The sequence below is a fragment of the Brevibacterium sp. RIT 803 genome, assembly GCF_016892625.1.
Taxonomy (GTDB): domain Bacteria; phylum Actinomycetota; class Actinomycetes; order Actinomycetales; family Brevibacteriaceae; genus Brevibacterium.
In genome coordinates this window covers 163,815-180,633 of sequence record NZ_JAFEMW010000001.1, presented here as the reverse complement: position 1 = coordinate 180,633, position 16,819 = coordinate 163,815, and the positions used below count along the sequence as shown (strand labels likewise).

The 16,819-nt window shown below is 64.3% G+C and carries 14 protein-coding genes; 9 read left to right on the top strand and 5 right to left on the bottom strand.

All coding sequences use genetic code 11. The annotated features are described in order from the left end of the window. Window position 1 precedes the first annotated feature (1 nt). A complete protein-coding gene (locus JTF07_RS00745) occupies window positions 2-1,495 on the top strand; it encodes a M50 family metallopeptidase (RefSeq protein ID WP_204232454.1) in 1,494 nt (497 codons plus the stop codon). A gap of 21 nt (window positions 1,496-1,516) precedes the next feature. Here the strand turns inward: JTF07_RS00745 and JTF07_RS00740 are convergent, their stop codons facing one another. Then, the gene (locus JTF07_RS00740) at window positions 1,517-2,989 is read right to left on the bottom strand and encodes a serine hydrolase domain-containing protein (RefSeq protein ID WP_204232453.1); all 1,473 of its coding nucleotides are present in this window, start codon (window positions 2,987-2,989) and stop codon (window positions 1,517-1,519) included. A 143-nt stretch (window positions 2,990-3,132) separates the two neighbouring features. Here JTF07_RS00740 and ispG point away from each other — a divergent pair, with 143 nt between their 5' ends. After that, the gene (gene ispG / locus JTF07_RS00735; RefSeq protein ID WP_204233538.1) at window positions 3,133-4,281 is read left to right on the top strand and encodes a flavodoxin-dependent (E)-4-hydroxy-3-methylbut-2-enyl-diphosphate synthase; all 1,149 of its coding nucleotides are present in this window, start codon (window positions 3,133-3,135) and stop codon (window positions 4,279-4,281) included. A gap of 59 nt (window positions 4,282-4,340) precedes the next feature. Then, complete coding sequence (locus JTF07_RS00730; protein ID WP_204232452.1) at window positions 4,341-5,219, top strand: GNAT family N-acetyltransferase; 879 nt, start codon at window positions 4,341-4,343, stop codon at window positions 5,217-5,219. A gap of 72 nt (window positions 5,220-5,291) precedes the next feature. Here the strand turns inward: JTF07_RS00730 and JTF07_RS00725 are convergent, their stop codons facing one another. Next, the gene (locus JTF07_RS00725) at window positions 5,292-5,708 is read right to left on the bottom strand and encodes an RNA-binding S4 domain-containing protein (RefSeq protein ID WP_204232451.1); all 417 of its coding nucleotides are present in this window, start codon (window positions 5,706-5,708) and stop codon (window positions 5,292-5,294) included. A gap of 77 nt (window positions 5,709-5,785) precedes the next feature. Next, on the bottom strand, window positions 5,786-6,517 hold the full coding sequence (locus tag JTF07_RS00720) for an NUDIX hydrolase (RefSeq protein WP_204232450.1): 732 nt from the start codon (window positions 6,515-6,517) through the stop codon (window positions 5,786-5,788). A 278-nt stretch (window positions 6,518-6,795) separates the two neighbouring features. On the opposite strand from JTF07_RS00720, the gene JTF07_RS00715 reads away from it, so the two are divergent. Both JTF07_RS00715 and JTF07_RS00710 read left to right on the top strand, forming a co-directional pair. Further along, entirely contained in the window at window positions 6,796-8,643 is a 1,848-nt protein-coding gene (locus tag JTF07_RS00715; RefSeq protein ID WP_204232449.1) for a proline--tRNA ligase, read from the top strand. 13 nt (window positions 8,644-8,656) lie between these two features. Next, complete coding sequence (locus tag JTF07_RS00710; protein WP_204232448.1) at window positions 8,657-9,463, top strand: TSUP family transporter; 807 nt, start codon at window positions 8,657-8,659, stop codon at window positions 9,461-9,463. An 89-nt stretch (window positions 9,464-9,552) separates the two neighbouring features. Here JTF07_RS00710 and JTF07_RS00705 read toward each other — a convergent pair whose 3' ends face one another. Next, window positions 9,553-10,572, bottom strand: a complete 1,020-nt coding sequence (locus tag JTF07_RS00705; RefSeq protein WP_204232447.1) for an aminoglycoside phosphotransferase family protein — start codon at window positions 10,570-10,572, stop codon at window positions 9,553-9,555. After that, complete coding sequence (locus tag JTF07_RS00700) at window positions 10,569-11,546, bottom strand: hypothetical protein (protein WP_204232446.1); 978 nt, start codon at window positions 11,544-11,546, stop codon at window positions 10,569-10,571. The genes JTF07_RS00705 and JTF07_RS00700 overlap by 4 nt, the downstream gene beginning before the upstream one ends. Before the next feature lie 131 nt (window positions 11,547-11,677). Between JTF07_RS00700 and rimP the strand changes: the two genes are divergently transcribed. From rimP to infB, 4 genes are all read left to right on the top strand, one after another. Beyond that, window positions 11,678-12,142: a ribosome maturation factor RimP gene (rimP, locus tag JTF07_RS00695; protein ID WP_204232445.1), complete on the top strand. Its 465-nt coding sequence runs from the start codon at window positions 11,678-11,680 to the stop codon at window positions 12,140-12,142. An 83-nt stretch (window positions 12,143-12,225) separates the two neighbouring features. Then, entirely contained in the window at window positions 12,226-13,188 is a 963-nt protein-coding gene (nusA, locus tag JTF07_RS00690) for a transcription termination factor NusA (RefSeq protein WP_204232444.1), read from the top strand. 71 nt (window positions 13,189-13,259) lie between these two features. Next, complete coding sequence (locus tag JTF07_RS00685; RefSeq protein ID WP_198398301.1) at window positions 13,260-13,535, top strand: YlxR family protein; 276 nt, start codon at window positions 13,260-13,262, stop codon at window positions 13,533-13,535. Window positions 13,536-13,667: 132 nt separating this feature from the next. After that, window positions 13,668-16,694: a translation initiation factor IF-2 gene (gene infB, locus JTF07_RS00680; RefSeq protein ID WP_204232443.1), complete on the top strand. Its 3,027-nt coding sequence runs from the start codon at window positions 13,668-13,670 to the stop codon at window positions 16,692-16,694. Window positions 16,695-16,819: the final 125 nt, after the last annotated feature.

The window sequence follows — 16,819 nt, the reverse complement described above, 5'->3', positions numbered from 1 at the left end:
TATGACAGTCGTCCTCTACATCATCGGCATCGTCCTGTTCCTGATCGGGATCTCGATCTCGATCGGACTCCATGAGCTCGGCCACCTGACACCGGCGAAGAAGTTCGGAGTCAAGGTCACCCACTACATGGTCGGCTTCGGCCCGACGGTATTCTCCTTCCGCCGCGGCGAGACGGAGTATGGCATCAAGGCACTTCCTCTGGGTGGATTCATCGCCATGCCGGGAATGTACCCCCCGCTCAAGGCGACGACGCGCAGGGCCGACTCGACCTCGGACGCCTCTGCCGAACACGCTGATGCCGCGTTCGGCGATGACCACCTCGGCGATGGCGCGGCTGAAGGAACCGCCAACACCGACCTCGCCACCGATGTTCCCAGCCACCCGCGCAGGCAGCGGCGCGGACGCCTGTTCGAGAACACGATGGCCGATGCCCGGGATTTCTCGAACCAGGAGATCGAACCGGGAGAGGAGCACCGGACCTTCTACGCCCTGAACGTGCCCAAACGGCTCGTCGTGATGTTCGCAGGCCCCCTGGTCAACCTCGTACTCGGGATCATCATCATGGCGATCTCACTCATCGGCATCGGGATCATGACCCCGACGACCACGGTGCAGACCGTCGTCGAATGCGCGGTTCCCGCCTCTGAAGCAGCGGAGCGTCCTGCGGATCAGAAGAAGACCTGTCAGGACGATGATCCGCTCACCCCCGCGTGGGAAGCCGGAATCAAACCAGGCGATGACATCACCTCCGTCGCCGGTGTCTCCACCGACAGCTGGGACGAACTCTCCAGCGTCATCAAGGACCATGCCGGCCAGCGGGTCGACGTGGAGTTCACCCGCGATGGTCACACTCAGAACGTCAACGTCCCGATCATCGCCCATGAGCAGGCCCGCGTCGATGACAGCGGACAGCCCGTGTTGAACGCCGACGGCACACCACAGACCGTGACCGAAGGATTCTTCGGCGTGGGTCCCGTCCAAGAGCGTCAGGGGCTGCCGCTGAACGAGTTCCCCGGTGCAGTCTGGGATCAGGTCAGCGGCGTCTTCCACGCCATCGTGACCCTGCCGGTCAAGCTCGTCGACATCGCCGAGGTGGCCACCGGTTCGAAGGAACGTGACGCCGAGGGGCTGGTCGGGATGGTCGGAGTCGGTCGGATTGCCGGCGAGATCGTGTCGACGGACCAGCTCCAGATCGTCGACAAGGCCCAGGTGGGGCTGGGCATGTTGGGATCACTCAACATCTTCCTCTTCGCCTTCAACATGATCCCGCTGCTGCCGCTCGACGGCGGACACATCGCAGTGGGCCTCTACGAGGGCGCCCGCCGGCAGATCAACAAGATCCGCGGGCGCGGCAAGACCGGCCCCTTCGACACGGCCCGGCTGCTGCCTCTGACCTACGTCGTCATCGGTCTGATGCTGTGCATGACGGCGCTGCTCGTCTACGTCGACCTCGTCAAACCCGTCACCCTCGACGCGATCTTCAACTCAGGATAGGCAGACCCCGGATAGGCGCCCTCAGCTGCTCAGCGAGATCGTCTGCACCTCGCCGAGGTGGTCCAAGCTCACCGTGATCGTCGCCGTCGTGTTCGCCGAGTCGGATTCGCCACCGATCTGCGCGTCAGGAACCGTCACGGTCCCCTTCAGCGGGGTCGTCATAGTGACATCGTCAGGTGTGAAGGGCTGCGTCAGCTGCAGCTCGTCTCTCCATGCGTCGAATCGTGCACGGCGTTCGGCACGGGGCTCATCGAGGTCCATGTTGACGGTGAAGAGTTCGTCGACGACGCTCTCCTCGAAGTCGATGACCAGGTTCGCTGCCCGCAGCACGGTCGCGGACTGTTCGGGTGCGACTGGGTGGTGAGGTGCCGGCACCGAGGTGGTTGTGCGTGTCAGCCGCAGATCGGGATCGCCCGTGGCCGCGGCCCAGCCGGCGTCGACGGCGTCTCTGACGGTGCTTTCGGCCGGGTAGTACGTCGTATTGCCGAATACGACGATGCTCAGGCCCAGGTCCGGGAACCAGCGCATGTGCGAGCCGTACCCGGGGTAGCCGCCGGAATGGCAGACGACGCGACCGAAACGGGAATCGAGACGGGGCTGCAGGCCGAAGCCGTAGTTCACCGACTCGGTATGGTGCTCGCTTCTCTGCACTTCGACGAGCCGATGCGACTGCTGGTTGTCCGTCAGTATCCGCGGCAGTGCTCCCGTCGCGTAGGCGTCGAGGTCGTCCAGGGCGTCCATATGGGCACTCATCCACGTGCCGATGTCGTTGACTGTGGAGATGATTCCGCCGATGGGGGAGAAGACGCCAGGGCCGGTGAGCTCGGCCGGGTGGCCCTCGCCGTTGCGGTCGATGCGGATGCCTGACATCAGGTCTGGGAAATCGGCGACGTCGAAACCGGTGCGCCTGAGACCGATTGGATGCAGCACCTCGGCGGTGACGAATTCGATGAACGACTTCCCGGTCACGGACTCCGTGACGAGCCCGAGGAGTGCGTAGCCGAGGTTGGAGTACTCGTATCCGGTGTCGGCTGGAGCGATGGGGATGGCTCCGCGCTTGATGTAGTCGATGAGTTCGGTGCGCGTCATCGCTTCCACCCGATCGGCCCAAGGGTCGTCCTTCGTGAACCCGGTGCCCATCGTCAGCGCCTGACGGCAGGTGCGGTCGGCAATCGATGTGCCTTCGAGTTCGGGGATGATCCGGTCCAATGGGCTGTCAAGATCCAGACCATCGGCGGCGAGGAGACCGACCGCGGCGGCCGTGAACGACTTCGTCATCGACGCGATCCGGTACGGAACGTCGCCATTGGCAGCCATCCCGGTCTCGCCTCGGCGAAAGACACCCCAGGCGAGTGTTCCGCCCTGCTTGGCGAGGGCATCGGCTGCAGTCTCGAGGCGACCGACGATGGCCTGGACATCGGGGTGGGTGAACGGCACGGAGGCTCCTCGGCTCACAGACATCTCCTCTGCTCGGATCTTCTGATCGGTTGGCAAGTTTCCTTCACAATACCTGCGAAATGGTGCTGTGGTGAGAGATCACACCGTGGTCGAGGAGCCCGGACACGGTTTGAAGTCCTACAATATGAATGACTCGAACGATCAGTCTGGTCACCAGTGAGAATGAAGGGATTGTCTTCGTGACATCGGTCAACCTCGGAATGCCTGCTCCACCACCTCCCGTGCTCTCGCCGCGACGGAAGACGAGACAGATCCAGGTCGGAAAGGTCGGCGTCGGTTCCGATTTCCCTATCAGCGTCCAGTCGATGACGACGACTCAGACCACAGACATCAACGCCACCCTGCAGCAGATCGCCGAGCTCACCGCCTCGGGGTGTGACATCGTGCGTGTGGCCTGCCCGTCACCCGATGATGCTGCGGCACTGCCGGCGATCGCGCAGAAGTCGCAGATTCCGGTCATCGCCGACATCCACTTCCAGCCGAAGTACGTCTACGCCGCGATCGACGCCGGCTGTGCTGCTGTGCGCGTCAACCCCGGCAACATCCGCAAATTCGACGACCAGGTCAAGGAGATCGCGAAGGCGGCAAGTGACGCCGGAACCTCGATCCGGATCGGTGTCAACGCCGGATCCTTGGACAAGCGGATCATGGAGAAGTACGGCAAGGCCACTCCGGAGGCGCTCGTCGAGTCCGCCGTGTGGGAGGCATCGCTGTTCGAAGAGCACGACTTCCACGACTTCAAGATCTCCGTCAAGCACAACGACCCTGTGGTCATGGTTCGGGCATACGAGATGCTCGCGGAGCGCGGTGACTGGCCCCTGCACCTGGGTGTGACCGAGGCCGGTCCTGCCTTTCAGGGCACGATCAAATCCGCCACCGCCTTCGGCTCACTGCTGTCGCAGGGCATCGGCGACACGATCCGCGTCTCGCTCTCCGCACCACCAGTGGAGGAGATCAAGGTCGGCAATCAGATCCTGGAGAGCCTCAACCTCAAACCTCGCAAACTCGAAATCGTCTCGTGCCCGTCCTGTGGACGCGCCCAGGTCGACGTCTACACCCTCGCGGACGAGGTCACAGCTGGCCTCGAAGGCATGGAAGTTCCGCTGCGAGTCGCTGTCATGGGCTGCGTGGTCAACGGTCCCGGTGAAGCGCGCGAAGCCGACCTCGGTGTGGCCAGCGGCAACGGCAAGGGTCAGATCTTCGTCAAGGGTGAGGTCATCAAGACCGTGCCAGAGGCCCTGATCGTCGAGACTCTCATCGAAGAGGCCAATCGCATCGCAGCTGAGTCCGACGCCCCGTCCGGGTCTCCCGACGTCGTCGTCGGCTGATACCCGACCTGTCCGAAAAGCTGCCCGGTGTGTGAGGATCAGAACAAGGAGGCTCTCCCGTGCTGAGAGTCACTCGTCTGGGACATCAGCACACCGGTTGGCTGAAGAGTCTGCTCGCGCTCAACCCGTGTGAGAACGTCTACCTCATCGCGCTGCTCGAAGTCACGGGGACAGCGCAGATGGGCTCACCCGCCGGTTCCCTGCTGGGTGTCTTCGACGGCGACCAGCCGGTGGCAGCCTACTGGGTGGGCGGCAACATCATTCCCGTGGCTGCGACCCCGGGAACGAATCAGGCCCTGGCGCAGAAGCTCAATGCCGATGGGCGCTACTCCTGCTCCCTCATCGGTTCCCGTGAGATCATCCTCGATCTGCACAGCCGCCTGAACTGGGGACGCCCCCGCGGCGTCCGTGACCGGCAGCCGCTGCTGGCGATCAGCTCCGACCCCTTGATCGAACCCGACGAGGCAGTACATCTGGTCACGGTGGAACAGCTGCCAGCGGTGTTCTCAGCCAGTGTCGACATGTTCACCAACGAGGTGGGCTTCTCTCCGATCGAAGGCGGCCAGTCAAGCTATCTGGCTCGTGTCCGCAACATCATCAGGGGCAAGAACTGCTTCGCTCGCATCTCGGACACACTGCCCCAAGGTGGTCCGGTGCGCCGCTGGCCGGCGACGGACCAGGCCGAGCAGGTGCTGTTCAAAGCAGACATCGGCATCCGAGCGCCGCGCATCGTTCAGGTGCAGGGCGTCTGGGTCCATCCCGACGTGCGTCAGCAGGGCCTGGGCGCTGCCGGAATGGCGGCAGTCGTGGCGCAGACCAGGGCGGCCGGACACCCCACCGTGAGCCTCTACGCCAATGACTACAACGAGGTGGCCCTGCGCATGTACACACGGGTCGGCTTCGAGCAGGTCGGCACCTTCGCCACGATCATGTACTGACCGGCCGCAGTCACCGCAGTCACCGCAGTCACCGCAGTAGCCGCCGCGACGGCAGGGGTCTTAGCGACGGCTTCAGGTGTCTCGGCGATCTCGGTTCCGAGGCTTGGCCATGTCGCCCAGGAACTTCTCCATCTCCCGGCGGTCCTTCTTCGTCGGCCGACCCAAGCCCTTGTCTCTGCGGGGGACGAATCCGCGCAGAGCAGGATCCGGCGGCGGGGTGAGATCCTCATAGCACTGCACGGCGATCGATGACTGCGGACGAGTGGGCACGAAGCCGGTGATCTTCCAGATGAACTCGGTGCTGGCCTTGCGTACGCGCACCTCCTGTCCGATGGAGACCTTCTGCGCCGCCTTGACACGCTGACCCTCGACTTGGACGTGACCGCCTCGGCAGGCCTGAGTAGCCAGGTTTCGGGTCTTGAACATCCTTGTCGTCCACAGCCACACGTCCACGCGAACGTGCTTGCCGGGTGAGCGGTCAATCTCCACAGTCAGCCTCCACTACCTCAGTGTGCACTACCACAGTGTCCACCACAGACAGCCTCCGCTGCGTATGAGCACCACCGTCAGCGTCCGTCATTCTCAGCGCCGGTGCTCGGACCCACGATGTCTACATCGCGACGCAGGGCGATCTCGGTGCGGCGGGTGAACGTCTGGGCGGGGCGGCCGCGCCCCTGGGACACAGCCTGCCCGGTGGGTGCCAGCAGCGGCAGCATCGTGCGGCGGAAGGTGTCTGCCTGCAGGTCCTCTCCCGAGACGATCTCATGCAACTCACGCAGCTGCCGCAGCGAGAACTCCTCTGGCAGCAGCCCGAACGGGTCCGGCGTGCGCTCATGCAGCGAACGCAGGCGGTGGACCGCAACTCGGACGATCTCCTGATGTTCGGCGCTGAGCTCACGGACCGAATGCACGGGTGCGAGTTTGCGCCGGCGTGCGTCCTGCGGGTCGGGCTCGGTCTCCGGGGAGCTTGCGTCTCCGAATCCCACATCTCTCGTCGACAGTACGTCGAGGTGGGCCACCGAGATCACCCACCCCCGATCGTCACGATCGGGCTGGTCGAAGACGTGGAGCTGAACTGGGGCGCGGTCGATGAGCCGCGCCTTTTCGCGCAGGCACCGGGCAACCGCCTCGGCGAGTCGCTCCTGGGGGCGAAGGATCGACCCCGGCAGCTGCCACGCGCCGTCGCCGGAATGAGTGAGGAGCACGTGCAGGCCACGTCGGGGGACGGGGCAGAGGACCGCGGTGTCGACCGCGACCGAGGGCCGCGGGAACTGCGTCAGTTGAGTGGAATCAGGCATGCTCTTCGTATCGGTCAGCGAGTCGGTCGGACAGCGAATCGGCCTGAATCGCTCAGGCCCTGGTGGACGTGTGTGCCCACCAGTCTAATTCGCTTCCACCACCTGACGAATCCAGGCCCACAGCTGGGCGGATCCATGGTCGGATGACGGCAGATTCGGACCTGCCAGATGACTGTTCTGCGTCGCCGGTCTGATCGGTTTTGCCTCATAATTGCCGTGCGGATACTCGCGTGCGATAGTGTTCGATCTGAGTCTTGACAAGTTGAGGAGTATCACCCATGGCCCTGCGCATGTCGTCCCTGTTTGTGCGAACCCAGAAGGAGGACCCGGTCGGAGCTGAGGTCGCCAGCCACAAACTTCTGCACCGTGCGGGATACATCCGCCGATCGGCCCCGGGGATCTACACATGGCTGCCGCTGGGACTGAAGGTCCTGGGCAAGATCGAAGCCATCGTGCGCGAGGAGATGGCCACAGCCGGATCACAGGAAGTCCATTTCCCTGGACTGCTGGCTGCAGATCCGTACCGAAAGTCCGGACGCTGGGAGGCCTTCGGGCCCGATCTGTTCCACCTCAAGGACCGCAGGGACAACGACTACATCCTCGCTCCCACCCACGAGGAGGTCTTCACCCTCCTCGTCAAGGACCTCTACTCCTCCTACAAGGATCTCCCGCTCTCGATCTACCAGGTCCAGACCAAATACCGTGACGAGGCCAGGCCCCGCGCAGGCCTGCTGCGCGGACGCGAGTTCATCATGAAGGACGCCTACTCCTTCGATATCGACGATGCCGGACTCGACGCCTCCTACGAAGCGATGCGCGTCGCCTACCTGCGGGCCTTCGCCCGACTCGGTGTGCCCTGCCTGCCGGTCAAGGCCACCCCCGGAGCCATGGGCGGATCGGGCACCGAGGAATTCATCTACCCCTCCGAGGTCGGTGAGGACACCTTCGTGCGATCACCCGGAGGGTACGCCGCCAACGTCGAGGCCGTGACCTCGATCGTGCCCGAGGCGATCCCGTTCGAGAACTCACCTGCAGCTCACGTCGAGGACACCCCTGACACACCCACCATCGAGTCCCTCGTCGCCGCCGCGAACGCAGACCACCCCCGCGAGGACCGCGCCTGGACCGCCGCCGATACGCTCAAGAACGTCGTCTGCGCTGTCACCCACCCCGACGGCACCCGCGAGATCATCGTCATCGGCCTGCCCGGTGACCGTGACGTCGACCTCGACCGCGCCGCCGGCACCGGAATGCTCGGCAATGGTGAAGTCGACCTCGAAGCCGCCACAGCCGAAGACCTCGTCGCTCACCCGGAGCTCGTCAAGGGCTACATCGGACCGGGCTTGGACCTCGACAACCAGGTTCTCGGCCTCGAAGGCACCTCGAAGCTCCGCTTCCTCCTCGACCCACGTGTCGTCGAGGGCACCCGGTGGATCACCGGCGCCAACGAACCCGGCCGGCACGTCTTCGACCTCGTCGCCGGACGTGACTTCACCGCTGATGGCACCATCGAAGCCGCCGAGGTGGAACTCGGCGACCCCGCACCCGACGGTTCGGGCCCGCTCGAGCTGGCCCGTGGTGTCGAGATCGGTCAGATCTTCAAGCTCGGCCGCAAGTACGCGGAGTCCCTCGATCTCAAGGTCCTTGACCAGAACGGCAAGGCCACGACCGTGACCATGGGCTCCTACGGCCTCGGCGTCACCCGTGTCATGGCCTGCATCGCGGAGGAATACCACAGCGAATCCGGTCTCCTCTGGCCCCAGCACCTGGCCCCAGCCGATGTTCACATCATCGCCGCAGGCAAGGGTGAGGACATCGCCGCGGTCGCCGAGAAGCTGACGGCCGAATTCGAGTCGGAAGGCGTGACCGTTCTCCTCGACGACCGCCTCAAGGTCTCACCCGGCTTCAAGTTCGCCGATGCCGAACTCATCGGCATCCCGACCGTGATCGTCGTCGGTCGTGGCCTGGCCGACGGAGTCGTCGAAGTCCGCAACCGTCTGGCCGATGAGAAGTCAGAACAGCCCGTCGCCGAGGTCGTCGCCTCCACCGTGGCCACGATCCGTGACGCCTACGCCACGGCCGCCGCTGCGGCAGACGCCGCAATCGCGGAACCAGCCGCACGGTGAACCGACGCAGGTGATGGAGGCACTCACCGCAGGCATCGATGTCACCCTCGGTATGCTTCTGTGGCTCCTGGCCGCAGGAGTTCTGGCCGGCTGGATCGATGCCGTCGTCGGCGGCGGAGGTCTGATCCAGCTGCCGGCACTGCTGCTGGTGCCGGGAATGACACCGGTCCAAGCGGTCGCCACGAACAAGGTGGGCTCGATTGCGGGTACGACCGCCTCGGCGGTGACCTATCTGCGCACGATCACCCCGGACAGGTCGGCGACGATCCCTGCCGCCGCCACGGCATTCCTCGGAGCCGTCTTCGGCGCCAAACTCGCGACCTTGGTCCCAGGTGAACTCTTCACACCGATCATCCTCGTCGCTCTCATCGGGGTCGGAGTCTTCACGGTCCTCAACCCCAGCCTCGGCGCCGATGCGAGCCTGCGGTTCGGCGAATCCTCGAAACGTCATCACGGGCTGTCGTGGCTGATCGGGCTCACGATCGGCGTCTATGACGGAGTGCTCGGCCCGGGCACCGGATCCTTCCTCGTCATCGCGTTCGTCACAGTCATCGGGTTCTCATTCCTCCAGGCCTCAGCCACTGCGAAGGTCATCAACTGGGCGACGAACTTCGGGGCACTGGTCTTCTTCATCCCCGATGGCCAGGTCGTATGGGCGCTCGGTCTCGTCGTCGCCGTGGGCAACGTCGCCGGTGGAATCTTCGGTGCGCGCACGGCACTGAAGAAGGGATCCGGATTCGTGCGGGTCGTCTTCGTCGTCGTGGTCTCCGCGATGATCATCAAACTCGGCTACGACGTGGTCTCCGGCCTCATCCACTGAGGCATCCCCTCGCTCAACCTCCCCGACGTCACTGATTGCGCCCGGCGCCATGCGGTATTAGTGACGTCGGGGAGGTTGAGTGGGGGTGCTCAGCCGATGGGTTTGAGCGCGTGGGCATTGACGCCGGCGACGTCTGCTCCCGACAGTGCCCGGGCAACCCACAGAGACCTCGCGGCATCGGCCAACGCACCGGTCGATCCGCTGCGGGCTGACCTGAGGTACCAGAACATGTTCGTGACCTCCCGAGCGACGGCCGCACCCATCCCGTACTGCGGGTCCATGCCCGCGCACAGCGCGAGGTCGGTGGCGAATCCGCGCAGCCACGCGGCCTGGGCCTGCGGATGTTGGGACGGAATCTCCGCGAGACGGTTCCACAGCACCGGCGCCAAGGTGTAGGCGGTCGGTCCGGACAAGGGCTGCGGGTCGATGGCCTTCCAGGTCGAGATGCCCGCGGCATCGGGGTTGCCGGCGAGGATGTTGTAGTAGTGCAGATCGGCGTGGATGAGCCAATTCTCCTCAGACGCGGCAAGAGTGCGCATCCAGTTGCGCGCGAAGGAGAGCAGGAGAGAATCACCAGGGCCTGCCTCAGTCCAGCCGCTGAGCAGACCCGCATCGGCGTCAAAGGTGCTCAGCCATCCTGCGGCCACATCCTGGACACGCAGGAAATCGGAACCCGAGGGGATCTCAAGCGACTTCTGCAGGGCACCCCAGACCGGGGGCACATCGGCCAGGGGCAACACGGAGAGATTGTCCTTCGTTCGCAACCGCTCCTGCAGGGTGACCCTGAAGCTGTGATCGTCCCTGATCACCCGGACAGCGCCGTGCCCGTTCCACATCTTCAGCGCCCGCAGCGCCTGCGCATGTGCAGCCGATGCCGCCGAGGTGGGGGCGGCGAAGCGCAGCACCCCCTGATAGTTCTCCTGAGTCAGAACCGGGATGACGAGGCTTTCGCAGCCGGCCCAGGGTGAGCCCGGTACTTCGTCGAAGCTCAGCTTCCACCGGTCGGTGAGCTCATTGGCCATGAAATCCAGTGCGGCGACCCAGGACGAGGTGCGGTACTCGCCGATGATGTCGCGAGTGGAGTTGTACAGGACCGGGGGGACCTTCACTTCTGCGCCTCTGCCTCTCCCGAATCTCCGGGATACGAGTACCGCAGCACCTGCGGGCTGGCGAAGATGGTGCGTGTTCGAGCCGACTCCCACAGCCGCAGAGCGGCCTCCGAATCCCTCTGCAGCCAGGGAAGGATCGCTGCTGCCACACCGTCTTCGAGGGCCAGAGCCAGTTCCTTCGCGGTCTCCGGGTCACGTGGGATGGGGTCGAGTTTCCACGAGGGAGCATCAGGTTCAGCGTTCTTCTCACCGAGCTTTTCGAGCATCTCGCCGGCCAGTGAGCCTAAGGACTCCAGTCGCGCCACGGCACTGCTGCGCTCGCGTGACTTCGTGTCGAAGTTCACAGCGAGCCGCTCATAGCCATAAGTCGCTGCCCTGGCCTGGTTGAGGATGTCATTCCACACCGGGGGAGAGGTCGAATCGTCCGCGGATGGCGGCTGCGACTCGGGTGAGTTCGAAGCCGCCGCGGGTTCCGATGAGCCGGAAGCGTCGGCAGCGCCGGATTTGCGTGAGTCACGGATCAGGGCGTCGGCGCTGCGAATGAACTCTGCGTGCTCGGTGCCCGCAGTCAGCGCCAAACCGGTTGCCACGTCCACGAGCACCGGAATGAGGGTCGAGCCCAATGTCGGTAGGGCGGTGAAGACGGCATCCGACACCACCTCGGCGGCTTCGATGTAGGTGCGGGGATCTTCCGACGGTGGGGGCTCGGTGGCCATTTCGGTTGGTGGCGACCACACAGGACCGATGGCGTCCCGGAGTTTCTGCAGGTCCTCACCAGCGGTCTCCGGGTCGTTGTCTCCGGCGGTGGTGGCGGCGAGGATTCTGGCGATGCGGTTGCGCAGCTGGTCCGTCTCATCGAGGGTCGGCACGTCCGGAGGAGTATCGATTCTCACACCGCATCCCGACAGCAGGCTCAGACTCGCCCCGCCCACACCGTAGAGGAGAAGAGCGCGGCGGCTGACGGGAAAACGCATAGGCCAATCCTAGCGGATGCTTAACCTCGCCCGGGGAGTCGCTTAGGGTGGTGCTAAGGCAATTGGCAGGGCAGAAGAGACGTCGCCGCGCGGGGCACACCGTCGTCAGCGGGACGAGGACTGGAGGACACATGGACGAGGACGTGGCGCAGATAGAGAAGATTCTGCGGGAGCCGCTGCAGACCTCTGGTTTCTACCTGGAGTCGGTGAAGGCCGTGGCTGCCGGACAACGTCGGGCGCTGACGGTCGTCGTCGACCTTGATGAGTCCAGCACAGAACCCATGTCGATGGAGAAGATCGCCGAATCCAGCCGACTCGTCGGCGACGCCCTCGACGAGGTCGAGGTCTTCCGCGACAAGCCCTATCAGCTCGAGGTCACGAGTCCAGGAGCAACGAGGAAACTCGAATCCCCGCGGCACTTCAAACGGGTGCTTGGTCGCCGACTCGAAATCAGCACGAAGAAGGACTCCTTCAAGCTCGATCTCGATGATGTGGGCGAGAACTCAATTTCTGGAATCGATCCCGCCAGTCGGGAGAAGCGGACAGTCTCGCTCGGTGACATCGTCAAGGCGCAGGTCGAACTCAAATTTCGGTGAGCGTAATCTGAGATAGAATGTCACGCCTGCATAAATGAAGACCGACAATTCAATGCTCGAGGGAGCCGGAGAGGATATAGGCCATGGATATCGACCTCAGTGTTCTGCGCATTATCGAGCGAGAGCGGGAGATTCCGCTCGATACTCTGATCGAACTCATCGAACAAGCTCTCTTCCTTGCCTATCAGAAGACTGAGGGCGCGTGGCCGGATTCCCGCGCCGAACTGGACAAGACCTCCGGCGAAGTCCGCATCCTTGCCGTCGAGTTCGACAATGATGACAACCCGATCGGCGAATTCGACGACACTCCCACGGGCTTCGGACGCATCGCTGCGCAGACGGCTCGCCAGGTCATCCACCAGCGTCTGCGCGATGTCGCAGACGAATCGGTGCTCGGCAACTTCAAGGGCCGCGAGGGTGAGATCGTCTCCGGCACCATCCAGCAGGGCCGGGACCCGCAGATGGTGCAGGTCGACCTCGGTGATGTCGAGGCGGTCCTGCCGCCGCACGAGCAGACTCCCGGCGAGTCATACCGCCACGGAACGCGCCTGCGCGTCTACATCGCCGACGTCCACAAGGGACCGAAGGGAACGTCGGTCACTGTTTCGCGTACGCACCCGAACCTCGTCCGCCGGCTGTTCGCGCACGAAGCACCGGAGATCGCCGACGGCACTGTCGAGATCGTCTCCCTGGCTCGTGAGGCCGGCCACCGAACCAAACTGGCAGTTCGCGCCACGAAGCCAGGTGTGAATGCGAAGGGCTCGTGCATCGGCGAACTCGGTTCCCGCGTGCGGGCCGTGATGAACGAGCTGGGCCAGGAGAAGATCGACATCGTCGACTACAGCGATGACCCGGCCAAGTTCATCGGCCATGCACTCTCACCAGCCAAGGCGACGAAGGTCGACATCCTCGATGCCGATCTGCAGGAATCCCGCGCCGTCGTCCCCCGTGACCAGCTCTCCCTGGCCATCGGCAAGGAAGGGCAGAACGCACGCCTGGCGGCCAAGCTCACCGGCTGGAAGATCGACATCGTCCCAGGCGAATAGGCATCGGGCGTGATCTGAACCACTCGGGGTGTGGCGCGGGTGGGGATGGAAGTGCTGTAGAATTATGTACTGTGATTGTGGGCGCGGCACCTCGAAGGACGTGCATCGCCTGCAGGCAAAAGGCCGACCGGGACGAACTCACACGATTTGTGATTCGACCCGATCAGCATCCGGCCATCGTCCATGACGTGTCAGCGACACTTCCGGGACGAGGAGCCTGGGTGCACCCGGACGCCACATGCCTGAAGAAGGCATTGACGACCGCATCCTTTGCTCGAGCCTTTCGAACGAAGGTCACCGCCTCGGACCTGCCGAGGATGGATACCGAACCCAAGAAGAGCGGGTAGCCCGAATGGATGACAAGTTGTGAGTGTCGTGCGATGACACCGCTATCGGAATTCGAGAGAGCAGTGAAATGAGAACTGCTCTTCATTGATGAGGTTCTTTCCTGACCGGGAAAGAACCCGGACAGGAGAACTGTGGCAAAGCCCCGTGTCCATGAGCTCGCAAAAGAGCTCGGCACTACAAGTAAGAACGTCCTCGAGAAACTCCAGGGCCTGGGCGAATTCGTTCGCTCCGCTTCCTCGACCCTCGAAGCACCCGTCGTGCGCAAGGTGAAAGAAGCGTTCGCCGAGTCCGGTCCGGCCGGCTCCGGCGACAAGACTTCCGGCGCATCCGCCGACTCGAAGCCGGCTGCTCAGCCAGGCGCCAAGCCTGCCGCGAAGCCCGGAGCTCCCAAGCCCGGTGCAAAGACTTCGGCCAAGCCAGGAGCCAAGCCCGGTGCCAAGCCAACTTCGGCACCGACCGAAGCTGCTGAATCCACGCCAGCAGAGGCGAAGCCTGCAGCTAAGCCGACCGGTGCGAAGCCGAGCGCGAAGCCCGCTGCAGATGCCAAGCCCGCTGCAGAAGCCAAACCCGATGCAGATGCCAAGGCTGCTGACACGGCCGCGTCCGCTGCAGGGACCAAGTCTGCCGATGCCCCTGCTGAGCAGACCAAGCCTGCCGCGCGTCCGAACGCGCCGAAGCCTGGTGCTGCTGCGAAGCCCGCCGCGGCTCCTAAGCCAGGTTCGGCACCCAAGCCTGGCTCTGCTCCGAAACCGGGCGGTCGCTCGCCGGCCCGACCCGGAAACAATCCCTTCGCCCCAGCACAGGGCATGCCCAAACCGGCAGGACGCGGCGGACCGAAATCCGGCAATCGTCCCGGCGGCCAGGGCGGCCAGGGCGGTCCTGGTGCGCGCCCGGGCAACAACCCGTTCGCCAACTCGCAGGGGATGCCGAAGCCAGGTCAGAAGCCACCTCGTGCATCCGGTGAGGAAGGCGCAGCAGGCCCACGTCCGGCACCACGTCCGGGCGCACCTCGCCCGAACCCATCGATGATGAAGAACTCCGCACTGAACAAGCCGGCTCCAGGCCGCGGTCGAGGCGGAGGACGCGGCAACGCGCCCGCCGGCGGCGGCGCACCCGGTGCGCCGGGTGCAGCTCCAGGCGGCGCACCTGCAGGTCGTCGCGGACCCGGTGGTGGACCCGGCGGCGGTCCAGGCGGTCGTGGTTCAGGTCGCGGTCGCGGAAGCACCCAGGGTGCATTCGGCCGTGGAGGCGGTCCTCGTCAGAAGGGACGCAAGTCGAAGCGGGCCAAGCGCGCCGAGTTCGAGCAGATGCAGACACCGTCGGTCGGTGGCGTCTCTGTTCCACGCGGCGACGGCAACACTCCACTGCGCCTGCGTCGCGGATCCTCACTGGCCGATTTCGCTGAAAAGATCAACACCGATCCGACGAACCTCGTGACGGTGCTCTTCCACCTCGGCGAGATGGCGACCATCACCCAGTCTCTGGATGAGGGCACATTCGAGGTCCTCGGCGAGGAACTCGGCTACAAGATCGAGATCGTCTCACCCGAGGACGAAGACCGTGAGCTGCTCGAAACCTTCGACATCGACCTTGACGCGGAAGCCGCGGACGAAGCAGACGAGGATCTCGCAGCACGTCCACCGGTCGTCACGGTCATGGGTCACGTCGACCACGGTAAGACCAAGCTGCTCGATGCCATTCGCTCTGCGAACGTGGCTGGCCGTGAAGCCGGCGGAATCACCCAGCACATCGGTGCTTACCAGGCCGAGGTCGAACATGAGGGCATCGATCGCAAGATCACCTTCCTCGATACCCCAGGTCACGAAGCGTTCACCGCTATGCGAGCCCGTGGCGCGAAGTCGACCGACCTCGCGATCCTCGTGGTCGCGGCCGATGACGGCGTGATGCCGCAGACCGTTGAGGCACTCAACCACGCTCAGGCGGCGAACATTCCGATCGTGGTCGCAGTGAACAAGACCGATAAGGAAGGCGCTAACCCCGCCAAGGTCATGCAGCAGCTGACCGAGTACAACTTGGTTGCCGAGGAATACGGCGGCGAGACCATGTTCGTGCCGATCTCTGCGCTCAAGCGCGAGGGCATCGACCAGCTGCTCGAATCCGTGCTGCTGACCACCGATGCTGCGCTGGACCTGAGGGCGAACCCGGACAAGTCGGCTCGCGGCATTGCGATCGAGGCCAAGCTGGACAAGGGCCGTGGCGCGGTTGCGACCGTGCTCGTCGACTCCGGCACACTGCGTCAGGGAGATGCCATCGTGTGTGGCACCGCCTACGGACGTGTGCGTGCGATGTTCGATGAGAACGGCAACCTCGTCGAGGAGGCGGGACCATCCCGTCCCGTCCAGGTGCTGGGTCTGTCCTCCGTGCCGCGTGCCGGCGATACGTTCATCTCCACAGAGGACGATCGCACCGCCCGTCAGATCGCTGAGAAGCGTGACGCCATCGAGCGCAATGCTGCTCAGGCTCGCGGTCGCAAGCGCATCAGCCTCGAGGACTTCACCAAGGCGCTGGCCGAGGGCAAGGTCGATATGCTCAACCTCATCCTCAAGGGCGACGTGTCCGGTGCCGTCGAGGCGCTGGAGGATTCGCTGCTCAAGATCGATGTGGGCGACGACGTCGACCTGCGCATCATCCATCGCGGTGTGGGTGCGATCACGGAGAACGACATCAACCTGGCCACGGTCGACAACGCCATCGTCCTGGGCTTCAATGTCCGTCCGGAGGCGAAGGCTCGCGACCTGGCCGAGCGCGAAGGCGTCGATGTCCGTTACTACTCGGTCATCTACCAGGCGATCGACGACATCGAGAGCTCGCTCAAGGGCATGCTCAAGCCGGAATACGAAGAGGTCCAGACAGGCACTGCGGAGATCCGCGAAGTCTTCCGGTCCTCCAAGTTCGGCAACATCGCCGGCTCCATCGTTCGCGATGGTCACATCACCAGGAACGCGTCTGCTCGCGTCACCCGTGATGGAGTGGTCGTCGGGGACAAGGTCAAGATCGAGTCCCTGCGTCGCTTCAAGGACGATGCCACCGAGGTCCGCGAAGGATTCGAGTGCGGTATCGGCCTGGGCAGCTTCAACGATCTGCGCGTCGGCGACATCATTGAGACCGTCGAGATGCGTGAGAAGCCTCGCGACTGATCGACACGTCGCTTTCCCATACCGGGTTCTGAACGGGGAATGTGCGAGCGGGTGGCATGAGTCCACTCGCCCGCGCACCTCCCGGGCAGGACCCGGTCTGCGGTTCGCAGGCCTCTGTGCTGTTG

Excerpts from the sequence above, each read along its gene's own strand:
- JTF07_RS00720 (WP_204232450.1), bottom strand. The coding sequence starts at position 6,517 with ATGCCTGATTCCACTCAACTGACGCAGTTCCCGCGGCCCTCGGTCGCG.
- JTF07_RS00700 (WP_204232446.1), bottom strand. The coding sequence starts at position 11,546 with ATGCGTTTTCCCGTCAGCCGCCGCGCTCTTCTCCTCTACGGTGTGGGC.
- JTF07_RS00715 (WP_204232449.1), top strand. The coding sequence starts at position 6,796 with ATGGCCCTGCGCATGTCGTCCCTGTTTGTGCGAACCCAGAAGGAGGAC.
- JTF07_RS00710 (WP_204232448.1), top strand. The coding sequence starts at position 8,657 with ATGGAGGCACTCACCGCAGGCATCGATGTCACCCTCGGTATGCTTCTG.
- JTF07_RS00745 (WP_204232454.1), top strand. The coding sequence starts at position 2 with ATGACAGTCGTCCTCTACATCATCGGCATCGTCCTGTTCCTGATCGGG.
- nusA (WP_204232444.1), top strand. The coding sequence starts at position 12,226 with ATGGATATCGACCTCAGTGTTCTGCGCATTATCGAGCGAGAGCGGGAG.
- rimP (WP_204232445.1), top strand. The coding sequence starts at position 11,678 with ATGGACGAGGACGTGGCGCAGATAGAGAAGATTCTGCGGGAGCCGCTG.